This window comes from Mycobacterium sp. FW102-FHT13B02 (assembly GCF_058790275.1).
Map to the genome: position 1 here is coordinate 45,968 of NZ_JBYTCM010000011.1, position 11,833 is coordinate 57,800.

Below are 11,833 nucleotides of genomic sequence, written 5' to 3' on the forward strand. Positions count from 1 at the left end.
CAGGGGACCGGCGATGAGGCAATCCAAGGCATCTCGCGACCAGATGATGACCCAGCTGCGCAACGCCTACGAAAACGGCGCCAGCATCAGGTCATTGGTGGCCACGTCTGGCAAATCCTACGGTTCGGTGCACAGCATGCTGGTGCAGTCGGGCGCGGTACTGCGCAGCCGTGGCGGCCCGAATCACCGCAGCCGCAAAATCGCCTGAACATCCTGCAGCTCAGCATTTTTCGGCGCGAACGGACATTCGCGGAGCCATCTTGTGCGTGCATGGGTGCGCACAAGACGGCGCCGCGGGTGATAAACCGTTGGCCGGCGCTAGATTTCGTCGGTCAACCGGACCGGGGCGATCAGGTCGAAGACATCGCCCGGCCCGGGATTCGTCGGGGACGTCAACCCGCCGAGCTGGTCCATCACGGCCCACACGGCGTTGAGCGCTGTGGTGATCGCACCCTCGGCCCACCCCGCCGTCCACGAGATGTCGTCGCCCGCCAGGTAGATGCCGCGATGACGCGCGTCGAGGTCGCGCTGCATGAAGTGGGTGTAGAGCGTCTCCTGGTAGCGGTAGTGGCCCGGCAGATTCGCTTTGAACGCACCCATGAAGTTGCGCTCGGTCTCCCACGACACCGTCTTCGGCGTCTCGATGATGTGGCTGCGGATGTCGACGTTCGGGTAGATCGCCTGGAGTGACTTGAGCATGAGGTCCATACGCTCGGTCGCGTTCAGCGGCACGATCTTCCGGGAGTCGTCCTCCCAGGTGTAAGACAGGCAGATGACGGCGGGCTTCTCGTTTCCGCCCGCGTCGAGCCCCTGATCCAGCAGATAGGTGCCGCGGCTCATCCGGTCGGTCAGTGTCATCGACATGGCGTCGCGGCCCTGGGCGTCCTTGTCCTTCCAGAACGGGCGGTCGACCAGGACGAACACTTTCGACGAACCCATGTAGTGCGTCTGCTCGATGGCCGACCACACGTTCGGCGGGAACAGGTCGTCATCGCAGCGAATGTTGTTTAGCAGCATCCACGATTGGGCGGTGACGATGACGGCGTCGTAGGTACGGGTCTGCCCGTCGGCGTCGGTGATGGTGTAGCGGTTCGGATGCGTACGCCGGATGTCGGTGACGGCGCCCCGGGTCCGGCCACCGTGCAGTGATTCGAGCGACGTGCCGGCGGGCCAGTGGGCGAGGCGCTGCGGGGAGCGCTGCCACAGGCGCAGGGGGAGCTGCTGGGAACCGCCCACGACGCCGCGGTGGTTGTCGTCGGCCTCGGTGAGTACGACGCGCAGGATTTCCAGCATCGAGCTCGGGTAGTCGGTGTCCCAGCCGCCGGTGCCGAAGCCGACCTTGCCGAAGATCTCGCGCAGCTCGAAGGACTTGAAGTGGTGCGACTTGGTCAGGAAGCCCCAGAACGTCTCGTCGTCGAGTTCACGAACGAGCTTGTCCCACGCCGACTTCAGCGCCTGGGTGTCGCGCTCGCGGATGGCGTGCTGGATCGCGTGCAGATCGGCGCCGTCCTCGAGCGTCTTGCGCCAGGCGTCGGCGACAGCGGTGAAGGCGTGCGGCAGGTCGGCGAGTTTCTCGGCGTAGTACGTCTTGCCCTTGAGATCGACGACGGTGCTGGGCGCCGCGACCGACAGCGGGTTGGGGAACTCGAACGTTTCGATACCGACCTTGTCGAAGTATCGGTAGAGCGCCGTCGAGGTGGGCGGGAACCGCATGGCACCCATTTCGGCCACCGCGTCGGGGGCGTGCTCGAACGGGACGGACCGCATGCGGCCGCCGATCTGATCCGCTTCGTAGACAACGGGTTTGAGGCCCATTTTCATGAGTTCGTAGGCGGCGGTGAGGCCGGCGCAGCCCGCGCCGACGATCGCGACCTCGGTGCCGTGGCGGTCGGCGGGGATGGAGCCGAGGCCCTCGGGGCAGGACACATAGTCGTCGTAGGCGAATGGGAAGTCCGGTCCGAACATCGTTATCGGCTTGGCTGCCGGCTCGTCGGACAGCTGGGTTTCTGCGATGGGCTGGGGGACCGTCATCGGGTCTGGTTCTCCTGGTAGAGGTCTCGGCGGCGATCGCTGAGATGAGTGTTGACTGCGCGGGACGCGGCGACCGCGCTGGGATCGATGTGAGTGACGAGGAGTTCCTCGGTGCGGCCACCGCGACTCAGTTCGGTCGCGTCGGGCGCGATGGTGCAACTCAGTCCGCAGTACTCGAGGCCGTTCTCGAAGCCCGTGCGGTTGACGTACGACAGAAACAGCTGGCTTTCGTAGGCACGTGCCGGAACGATGTGCGTCGCAACGAAACTCCACGGCTCCATGAGTCCGGTGGGGACGACGAGCCACTGGGTGCCGGCGTCGGCGTGGGCGCGGGCGTTCTCGGGGAATTCGATGTCGTAGCAGATCAGCAGTCCGCAGGTGACGCCATCGAGCTCGAACTGCGTGACCCACTGCGATCCCGGGATGAAGAAGTCGCGGTCGAAGCCGTACAGATGGGTCTTGCGGTAGTTGGCCAGCGATTCGCCGCCGCGGTCGACGACCTGGACGCTGTTGTACGGATGACCCGTTGTCGCTTCGGGATAGCCGTAGACCACGGCGACTCCGGTGTCGCGCGCAATCTGCTGGACCGCCCGGAAGATCGGGCCGTCGGCGGGCTCGGCGCGCTCGGCGAGCGCGGTGCCGATGTTGTAACCGGTTGCGGACATCTCGGGGGTGATGACGATCCGGCAGCCGGCTTCGGCCGCCCGTCTGGCCGCCGACGCGATGGCGGTGAGGTTCTCGGCGACGGTCCCGGATTCCTGGGGACCTTGGAACATGCCGACGGTGATCATTTATGCAGTGTCCACTCGCAGCTTGGATTTCTTGATGCTGTAGCCGAAGTAGACCGCGAGGCCGAGAGCGCCCCAGATGCCGAACGCGATCCACGTCGCGATGGGCAGCGCCCACATCAGGTAGCAGCAGAACAGAAAGCCCAGCACCGGTGCGACGGGGAACAGCCGCAACCGGAACGTGCGGTCGAGGTCCGGCCGGGTCCGCCGCAGGATGATGACGGCGATGTTGACCAGGGCGAAGGCGAACAGGCAGCCGATCGAGGTGGCGTTGGCGAGTTCACCCAGCGACACAAAGCCGGCCAGCAGCGAGACCACGACGCCGCAGATGACGATGTTCCACGTCGGCACGTTGGTCTTGGGGCTGACCTTCGCGAATATCGCGGGCACCAGGCCGTCGACGGCCATGGTGTACAGGATGCGGGTCTGCCCGTACTGGACGGCGAGCACCACGCTCGCGATGGCGATGACGGCACCGATGGACAGGATGACGGCGGGCACGCTGCTGCTGGTGATGCCGCTGAGTACGTCGGCCAGAGTGGCGCTCTCGTCGGCGCTGAACTTCGTCCAGCTCATCGCGCCGAGCGCGGCCAGCGCCACCGCGAGGTACAGGACGGTGACGATCACCAGCGAGGCCATGATGGCCCGCGGCAGGTCGCGCCTGGGGTCCTTGGCTTCGTTGCCCGCGGTGGACGCCGCGTCGAAACCGATGTAGGAGAAGAACACCTGCGATGCCGCGGCGGAGACCCCCATGAAGCCCAGTGGCATGAACCGGGCGAGGTTACCGGCCTTGAAAGCGGTGAAGGCGACCGCGCAGAAGAACACCAGCACAACGCATTTCAGGACGACCATCACGGTGTTGACGACCGCGGACTCGGACGCACCTTTGAGCAGCAGGATCGACACGAGGACGACGATCGCGATGCTCGGCAGGTTGATGTAGCCACCTTCGCCGGGCGCGGCCGTGATGACCGCGGGGAGTTCGATGCCGAGGAGCTGCTGCAGCAGCGTGTTGATGTAGCCGCCCCAGCCGACGGCGACGGCCGCAACCGACACGCCGTACTCGAGCATCAGGCACCAGCCGCATACCCAGGCCCAGAATTCACCCATGGTGGCGTAGGCGTAGGAGTACGAGCTTCCGGACACCGGGATGGTGCCGGCGAGTTCGGCGTAGGACAGAGCCGAGAACAGTGCGGTGACGGCGGCGAGGATGAACGAGAGCAGGACCGCGGGACCGGCTTTCGGCACGGCGGCACCGAGAATGACGAAGATGCCGGTGCCGAGCGTCGCGCCGATCGACAGGGCGGTCAGATGGACGAATCCCATCGACCGTTTGAGGTTGGGACCGTCGGTGGTTTCGTTCGCAGCGACGATGTCGTCAACCGACTTTTGTGCGCTCATGGCGCGCAGAATGCCTGGCCGTGGGGCCTGGATGATGGCCAAGGGAGAGCTCCGTGAAGAGGAGGGCGCGCCACGAGATTTGTGACTCGCGTAACAGGGTGCGGTACGTCACTCCGATCTGTCAACACGGGGAGTGACTTAGGAAACAATGGTTGCCTTTGCCGTCTGTGGTGCCTAGCCTGTGGAGCAGTGATCTGAGCCACATCGAAGGGGATGGCCATGGCAGGAGCAATCGAGACCCGGTCCATCGACTGGATCCCGACCGCCGAACGCAGGGGCAAGGTGCACCATCAGGCGCCGTTCTGGTTCACCGGGAACTTCGTGTTGACCACGATGGTCACGGGCTTCCTCGGGCCGGCCAACGGCTTGTCGGCCGGGTGGTCGGTGCTGGCCGCGGTCGCGGGTGCCTGCTTCGGGACGCTCTTCATGTGTTTCCACGCCAACCAGGGCCCCACGATGGGCCTGCCGCAGATGATTCAGTCGCGCGCCCAGTTCGGTTCGCGCGGCGTCCTCGTCCCGTTCGTCGCCGTGATCTTCGTGTACATCGGCTTCAACGTCTTCAACACGATCCTGGCGACCTCGGGCTTCAAGACGGTGTTCACCGGCCCCAACTGGCTCTGGTACCTCGGGTTGATGGTGGCGGCGATCGTCATCGCTGTCGTCGGGTTCGACCTGATGATGGTCGTGCAGCGGTGGCTGACGTATCTGCTGATCGTCGTGTTCGGTGTCCTCACCGTCTATGCGTTGTCGACGTTGCACCTGAACGCCGCGGTTCCTGACGGCGGCACGTTCTCGCTGACGGTGTTCCTCATGCAGTTCGCCGCAGCGGCCGGCTATCAGATTTCGTACGCGGTGTACGTGTCCGACTATTCGCGGTACCTGCCCGAGAACACCTCGGCCAAGCACGTCATCTGGTGGACGTACCTGGGCGCCGCCGGCTCGTCGGTGTGGCTGATGTCGCTGGGCGCGGTGCTCGCGTCGGCACTGCCGACGCCGGACGCGATCGCCTCGATCCGGGCCGTCGGCAACCAATTGCTGCCCGGCTTCGGCACTTTCACGGTCGTGGTGGCTTCGGTGGCGCTGGTGACGATCATGTCCGTCAACGCGTACGGCGCGAGCCTGACGAGCATGAGTGCCCTCGATGCCTTCCGGCCGGTCACCCCGACCGTGCGGTTGCGCGTCATCGGCATCGCGCTCACGTCGTTCGTCGCGTTCGTCGTCGCGTTGTCGCTGCCCGAGGGCTACCTCGAGTCGTTCAACGTCTTCGTGCTGCTCATGCTGTACTTCCTGATCCCGTGGACCGCAGTCAATCTGGTGGACTTCTATTTCGTCCGGCACGGGCACTACTCGATTGTCGACATCTTCCGGCCGGACGGGATCTACGGCCGCTGGTCGTGGCGTGGACTGACCGCGTACTTTCTGGGCATGGCGTCGATGGTGCCGTTCGTCTCGCTGACGTTCTACGCGGGTGCCATCGCCAAGATGCTTGGGGGAGTAGATATCTCGTTCATCGTCGGGTTGGCGGTGTCGGGTCTGGCGTACTACGTCCTGACGCGCGGCGTCGATCTGAGCGGCGAGCATGCCGCTGCCCGACGTAGCCGTCAGGAACTCGCCGCCGCCTGACGGCGGTTACTCGGCCTCGGCCAGACGCCGGTGTGCCAGGGCCGGGGTCAGTACCCACAACACCTTCGCGCCGGCCCGCGCATCGGCGTGGAAGGCATGCGGGCGATCGGCCTCGAAGGTCAGCGCATCGCCTCGGTCGAGGGTGATGCGGCTGCCGTTGCCCTCGATGAAATCGATGTGCAGTCGGCCCTCGATGACCATGGCGAACTCCACCTCGGCCGGTAGGGAGTACGTGTCGGTGCCGCTGCCGCCGCCAGGTTCGATGTCGCTCAGCAGGACCTGGAAGCGCCGCTCGCCCGTCGGGGTCAGCTGGAACTCGCTCATCTTGGTGCCGCCGAATTCGATGGGCGGGTACTCGCCGGCGCGGACCACCTCGCCGACGGGGGTTGCGTCGAAGAGCGAGCCGACCTGCAGCTCCAGTGCGTCGCAGATCCGGATGAGCGCGGCGACGGACGCGTTGGACTGGCCGCGCTCGACCTTCGACAGGTAGCCCTTGGTCACGCCACTGGCGACGGCGAGTTCGTCGAGAGTCATGCGCTTGGCGCTGCGCGCGGCCTTCAACCGTGCGGCGATCGTCAGTTGCGTTGCCGGGGAACCGCCCACGATTTCCTCCTAGGAAACAAAGGTTGACAATAATTCTACTGCGGGAAACAATGAGACCCAAGCCACACGCCACGACTTGGGAGAACCGATGAGCTTCGACCGGTACATCACGACCACCGCACCCGACGGCCGCGAGATCGTCGGCCAGGTCGACGCCAGCCGCTTTCCGCGCTATGCCGAACCGGCGACGTTCGCCCGCGTCCCGCGCCTGGATCAAATCGCGTCACCGGATGTGACGATTCTGGGTGTCCCGTTCGACACCGGCGTCTCCTACCGCCCGGGTGCGCGCTTCGGTCCCGGCCACATCCGCGCGGCCTCGAAGCTGCTGCGGCCGTACAACCAGGCACTCGACGTGTCGCCGTTCGCCAATCAGCAGGTGGCCGACGCCGGCGACATCGGGGTCAATCCGTTCAACATCAACGAGGCGATCGAGACCATCGACTCCGAGGTGACCGCGCTGCGCAAGGACGGCAGCGCTGTGCTGACGCTCGGCGGCGACCACACCATCGCCCTGCCCATCCTGCGCTCACTGCACCGCGACCACGGCCCTATCGCCGTACTGCATTTCGACGCCCACCTGGACACCTGGGACACCTACTTCGGCGCGGCGTACACGCATGGCACGCCGTTCCGCCGGGCCAGCGAAGAGGGCCTCATCGACATGGAGCGCTCGCTGCACATGGGTATCCGCGGCCCGCTCTACAGCAAGCAGGACCTCGAGGACGACGCGATCCTCGGCTTCCAGGTGATCCGGTCCGACGACTACCAGGTCGACGGGCTGGCCAGCGTGCGTGAGCGGATGGTCAAGCGGCTGGCGGGCCAGGGCGAGCGAAGCGACGGGAAAAACGGTCCTCCGGTCTACGTCTCGGTCGACATCGACGTGCTGGACCCGGCGCACGCGCCCGGCACGGGCACGCCGGAAGCCGGGGGCCTGACATCGCGGGAACTGTTGCACTCGCTGCGTTCGCTCACCGGTCTCAACATCGTCGGCGCCGATATCGTCGAGGTGTCGCCGGCCTACGACCACGCGGAGATGACGGGCATCGCGGCCGCGCATGTCGGCTACGAGCTGCTATCGGTGATGAGCGCGAACCGCTGACTAGGGCTTGCGGCGAACGGACGCCTCGACAATGTCGAGCACGGCGGCCAGGTCTTCGCCGGTCTGGCCCGAGGCGAGCCGCGAGATGAGGCCGTCGAGCACGAGGTCGAGATAGATGTGCAGCACTTCGGTGGGCACGTCGTCACGCAACGTGCCGGCGGCCTTCTTTCGCTCCAGGCGGGCGATGGTGGCCTGGTTGAGTTCCTCGTAGCGCTGCTGCCACTCGGCGCGGAACTCGGCGTCGGTGCGCAGCCGGCGGGCGATCTCGAGCCGGGTGCCCAGCCATTGGTAGTTCTCGGGTTTGGCGAGCATGTTCCGCATCACCTGGACGAGGCCGTCCTTCTCGACGGTCTCGGCCATGCGCTCACCGTCTTCTTCGGCGAGCGCGAAGAACAGCGCGTCCTTGTCGCGGAAATGGTGGAAGATCGCACCGCGCGACATCGCGGTGGCTTCTTCGAGAAGCCGGACGGTCGCACCCTCGTACCCGAACTCGGAAAAGCAGCGTCGGGCGCCGTCGAGGATCTGCGCTCGGCGGGCGGCGAGGTGGTCGTCACTTACTTTGGGCACCAGAACTCCTACTGGTGAGCGGTTGGGTGGCACCCCGTTGTCCGGGACGCCACCCAACCGTTTCAGCCAGATATCGGACTAGCTATCCGAACGCAGCATGTTCCGCAGCACGTACTGCAGGATGCCGCCGTTGCGGTAGTAGTCGGCCTCACCGGGCGTGTCGATGCGAACCACGGCATCGAACTCGACCTTGGTCCCGTCTTCCTTGGTGGCGGTCACGTGGACGGTCTTGGGCGTCTTGCCGGCGTTGAGCTCTTCGATACCCGTGATGTCGAAGGTCTCGGTGCCGTCCAGGCCCAGCGACTTGGCGCTCTCACCGGCCGGGAACTGCAGCGGGATGACGCCCATGCCGATCAGGTTGGACCGGTGGATGCGCTCGAACGACTCGGTGATGACGGCCTTGACGCCCAGCAGCGTGGTGCCCTTGGCGGCCCAGTCCCGCGAGCTACCCGAACCGTATTCCTTGCCGCCCAGCACGACCAGGGGGATGCCGGCCTTCTGGTAGTTCATGCACGCGTTGTAGATGAACTCCTTCGGGCCACCCTCCTGGGTGAAGTCGCGGGTGTAGCCACCCTGCGTGCCCTCCAGGCCGATGGTGTCGAGGATCCGGTTCTGCAGGCGGATGTTGGCGAAGGTGCCGCGGACCATGACCTCGTGGTTGCCGCGACGGCTACCCAGCGAGTTGTAGTCCTTGCGGGCCACACCGTGTGCGTCCAGGTAGTCGGCCGCCGGGGTGCCGGGCTTGATCGGACCGGCCGGGCTGATGTGGTCGGTGGTCACCGAGTCGCCGAGCAGGGCCATGACGCGCGCGCCCTTGATGTCCGTGACAGGCGCCGGCTCCATCTCCATGCCGTCGAAGTACGGCGCCTTGCGGACGTAGGTCGAGGACTCGTCCCAGGCGAAGGTGTCGCCGTCCGGGGTCGACAGGTTGCGCCAGTTGTCGTCGCCCTTGAACACGTCGGCGTAGGACTTGCGGAACATGTCCTGGCTGATCGAGCGCTTGATGGTGTCGTCGATCTCCTGAGCCGACGGCCAGATGTCGCGCAGGAAGACGTCGTTGCCGTCGTTGTCCTTGCCCAGGGAGTCTGTCTCGAAGTCGAAGTCCATGGTGCCGGCGAGGGCGTAGGCGATGACCAGCGGCGGCGAGGCCAGGTAGTTCATCTTGACGTCGGGGGAGATGCGGCCCTCGAAGTTGCGGTTACCGGACAGCACCGCGGTGACCGTCAGGTCTTCTTCGTTGACGGCCTTGGAGATCTCCTCCGGCAGTGGGCCGGTGTTACCGATACACGTGGTGCAGCCGTAGCCACCCAGGTAGAAGCCCAGCTTCTCCAGGTAGGGCCACAGGCCGGCCTTCTCGTAGTAGTCGGTGACGACCTGGCTGCCCGGGGCCATGTTGGTCTTGACCCACGGCTTGCTGGACAGGCCCTTCTCGACGGCGTTGCGGGCCAGCAGCGCGGCACCGATCATGACCGACGGGTTGGAGGTGTTGGTGCAGGAGGTGATACCCGCGACCGCGACGGCGCCGTGGTCGAGGACGAACTCGCCGCGCTCGCCCTTGACCCGCACCGGCTTGCTCGGGCGGCCCTCGGCGCCGTTGGCGGCGGACTGGACGTCGACGGCACCGTCGTCGGCAAAGCTGAGCTTGGCCGGGTCCGAAGCCGGGAACGACTCCTCGATGGCCTCGTCGAGCTTGGTGTGCGGCGCCGGGTGCTGCTGCTCCACGTAGTTGTGGATGTCCTTGCGGAAGGCGATCTTGCTCTCCGACAACAGGATTCGGTCCTGCGGGCGCTTCGGGCCGGCGATGGACGGCACCACGGTCGACAGGTCCAGCTCGATGTATTCGGAGAAGGCCGGCTCGTGGTCGGCGTTGTGCCACATGCCCTGGGTCTTGGCGTAGGCCTCGACCAGCGCCAGCTGCTCGTCGGTGCGGCCGGTCAGACGCAGGTAGTTGATGGTCTCTTCGTCGATCGGGAAGATCGCGCAGGTCGAACCGAACTCGGGGCTCATGTTGCCCAGGGTGGCCCGGTTGGCCAGCGGCACCTCGGCGACGCCCTTGCCGTAGAACTCGACGAACTTGCCGACGACGCCGTGCTTACGCAGCATCTCGGTGACGGTCAGCACCACGTCGGTGGCGGTGACGCCCGGCTGGATCTCGCCGGTCAGCTTGAAGCCGACCACGCGCGGGATCAGCATCGAGACGGGCTGGCCCAGCATGGCGGCCTCGGCCTCGATACCGCCGACGCCCCAGCCCAGCACGCCCAGGCCGTTCTCCATGGTGGTGTGGCTGTCGGTGCCGACGCACGTATCCGGGTAAGCCTGGCCGTTACGGACCATCACGGTCCGGGCCAGGTACTCGATGTTGACCTGGTGCACGATGCCGGTGCCGGGCGGGACGACCTTGAAGTCGTCGAAGGCGCCCTGGCCCCAGCGCAGGAACTGGTAACGCTCGGAGTTGCGTTCGTACTCGAGGGCGACGTTCTTCTCATAGGCGTCGGCGGTGCCGAACACGTCGAGGATGACGGAGTGGTCGATGACCATCTCGGCAGGCGACAGCGGGTTGACCTTGTTCGGGTCGCCGCCGAGGGCGGTGACGGCCTCGCGCATGGTGGCCAGGTCGACGACGCAGGGCACGCCGGTGAAGTCCTGCATGATCACGCGGGCCGGGGTGAACTGGATCTCGATGCTCGGCTCGGCCGAGGGATCCCAGTTGGCGAGCGCCAGGATGTGATCTTTGGTGATGTTTGCGCCGTCTTCGGTGCGCAGCAGGTTCTCCGCAAGCACCTTCAGGCTGTAGGGAAGCTTCTCGATACCCGGTACCGCATCGAGGCGGAAAATCTCATAGCTGTTTTCCCCGACAACGAGCGTGTCACGGGCTCCAAATGAATTGCTGCTCACATCAACTCCCGGCTAGATCTCGCCGCGACGGGCTGTGTCAGCGGCGCGTTGCAACCCTAACAGTACGCTTGTCCTGTAGGCACCTCGGGGCGCCTCCCACAGTCTTGTCGGGTTCCGGGTGTGCCGTCCGGAAGTTCGTCGAAATTCCAGTACCGTTTGCCCCGTGACCACTTTTGCGGCGACGCCGTTCATCCCGGCATTCATTCCGCCGGACGTCTGCGCCACGGTCGGGCAGGACCCGGTCAAGACCCCCGTCGACGTCTGTATGGCGACGGTCATCACGCAGGTGCGCGATGGTGGGGTGAGCGCGCCGGGCATCGCGCCGGCGAAGGCCCCGGCGACGCCGCAGGAAGCGAACCAGGCCGCCGCGGACGCGAAGGACGCCGCCGCCCTGCGCCAGGTGGTCGCCGACGCCCACGCCAAGGGCATCGATCTCAAGATCGTGGTGCTGCCGACGAGTCCGGGCATCGACACTCCGTTGCGTGACATCGCCGCCGACGTCGGCCATCACTACCCGGAATCGACGGTGTTGACCCTCAGCCCTGGCTTCGCCGGCGCGGTCAGCCCGACCTATGACCGCGTGCTTCTGGAAGCCGGGCAGGACCTGGCGAAGACGCCGAGTGTCGTGCAGTCGTCGAAGAATTTCGTGAGCCAGCTCCAAACGCCGATATTTCCGTGGACGTCGTTCACTGTGGTGGTCATCCTTGGCGTGGTAGCGGCTGCCGTCGGTACCCGCTTCTTGCAGGTCCGGGCCCGCAAAGCCGTCGCCGCGGCCGCCCCGGTGAATGCCGCCCAGACCACAACGGAGTAGCTGGGCGCGCAGCGC

At 65.9% G+C, this 11,833-nt stretch carries 10 protein-coding genes; 4 read left to right on the forward strand and 6 right to left on the reverse strand.

The annotated features are described in order from the left end of the window. Positions 1-13: 13 nt before the first annotated feature. Entirely contained in the window at positions 14-208 is a 195-nt protein-coding gene (locus AC3WTE_RS19200; protein WP_459370030.1) for a helix-turn-helix domain-containing protein, read from the forward strand. 110 nt (positions 209-318) lie between these two features. On the opposite strand, the gene AC3WTE_RS19205 is transcribed toward AC3WTE_RS19200, so the two are convergent. The 3 genes from AC3WTE_RS19205 to AC3WTE_RS19215 are packed head-to-tail and all read right to left on the reverse strand — an operon-like array spanning position 319 to position 4,220. Continuing rightward, positions 319-2,031 carry a flavin monoamine oxidase family protein gene (locus AC3WTE_RS19205; protein ID WP_492439987.1) on the reverse strand — a complete coding sequence of 571 codons (1,713 nt, stop codon included), beginning with the start codon at positions 2,029-2,031 and terminating at the stop codon, positions 319-321. After that, positions 2,028-2,822 (reverse strand): carbon-nitrogen hydrolase family protein, encoded by a 795-nt coding sequence (locus AC3WTE_RS19210; RefSeq protein WP_492439989.1) that lies wholly within the window; start codon positions 2,820-2,822, stop codon positions 2,028-2,030. The genes AC3WTE_RS19205 and AC3WTE_RS19210 overlap by 4 nt, the downstream gene beginning before the upstream one ends. Then, entirely contained in the window at positions 2,823-4,220 is a 1,398-nt protein-coding gene (locus tag AC3WTE_RS19215; RefSeq protein ID WP_492439990.1) for an amino acid permease, read from the reverse strand. Positions 4,221-4,439: 219 nt separating this feature from the next. On the opposite strand from AC3WTE_RS19215, the gene AC3WTE_RS19220 reads away from it, so the two are divergent. Continuing rightward, positions 4,440-5,843, forward strand: a complete 1,404-nt coding sequence (locus tag AC3WTE_RS19220) for a purine-cytosine permease family protein (RefSeq protein WP_492439992.1) — start codon at positions 4,440-4,442, stop codon at positions 5,841-5,843. Positions 5,844-5,849: 6 nt separating this feature from the next. Here the strand turns inward: AC3WTE_RS19220 and AC3WTE_RS19225 are convergent, their stop codons facing one another. Continuing rightward, positions 5,850-6,446, reverse strand: a complete 597-nt coding sequence (locus AC3WTE_RS19225; protein ID WP_492439994.1) for a helix-turn-helix domain-containing protein — start codon at positions 6,444-6,446, stop codon at positions 5,850-5,852. A gap of 88 nt (positions 6,447-6,534) precedes the next feature. Here AC3WTE_RS19225 and speB point away from each other — a divergent pair, with 88 nt between their 5' ends. After that, complete coding sequence (speB, locus tag AC3WTE_RS19230; RefSeq protein WP_492439996.1) at positions 6,535-7,545, forward strand: agmatinase; 1,011 nt, start codon at positions 6,535-6,537, stop codon at positions 7,543-7,545. Here the strand turns inward: speB and AC3WTE_RS19235 are convergent, their stop codons facing one another. Continuing rightward, positions 7,546-8,112: a TetR/AcrR family transcriptional regulator gene (locus AC3WTE_RS19235; RefSeq protein ID WP_492439998.1), complete on the reverse strand. Its 567-nt coding sequence runs from the start codon at positions 8,110-8,112 to the stop codon at positions 7,546-7,548. Positions 8,113-8,190: 78 nt separating this feature from the next. Beyond that, a complete protein-coding gene (acnA, locus tag AC3WTE_RS19240; RefSeq protein ID WP_492440000.1) occupies positions 8,191-11,007 on the reverse strand; it encodes an aconitate hydratase AcnA in 2,817 nt (938 codons plus the stop codon). 163 nt (positions 11,008-11,170) lie between these two features. On the opposite strand from acnA, the gene AC3WTE_RS19245 reads away from it, so the two are divergent. Further along, positions 11,171-11,818, forward strand: a complete 648-nt coding sequence (locus AC3WTE_RS19245) for an Rv1476 family membrane protein (protein WP_492440002.1) — start codon at positions 11,171-11,173, stop codon at positions 11,816-11,818. Positions 11,819-11,833: the final 15 nt, after the last annotated feature.

Excerpts from the sequence above, each read along its gene's own strand:
- AC3WTE_RS19200 (WP_459370030.1), top strand. The coding sequence starts at position 14 with ATGAGGCAATCCAAGGCATCTCGCGACCAGATGATGACCCAGCTGCGC.
- AC3WTE_RS19220 (WP_492439992.1), top strand. The coding sequence starts at position 4,440 with ATGGCAGGAGCAATCGAGACCCGGTCCATCGACTGGATCCCGACCGCC.
- AC3WTE_RS19210 (WP_492439989.1), bottom strand. The coding sequence starts at position 2,822 with ATGATCACCGTCGGCATGTTCCAAGGTCCCCAGGAATCCGGGACCGTC.
- speB (WP_492439996.1), top strand. The coding sequence starts at position 6,535 with ATGAGCTTCGACCGGTACATCACGACCACCGCACCCGACGGCCGCGAG.
- AC3WTE_RS19215 (WP_492439990.1), bottom strand. The coding sequence starts at position 4,220 with ATGAGCGCACAAAAGTCGGTTGACGACATCGTCGCTGCGAACGAAACC.
- AC3WTE_RS19205 (WP_492439987.1), bottom strand. The coding sequence starts at position 2,031 with ATGACGGTCCCCCAGCCCATCGCAGAAACCCAGCTGTCCGACGAGCCG.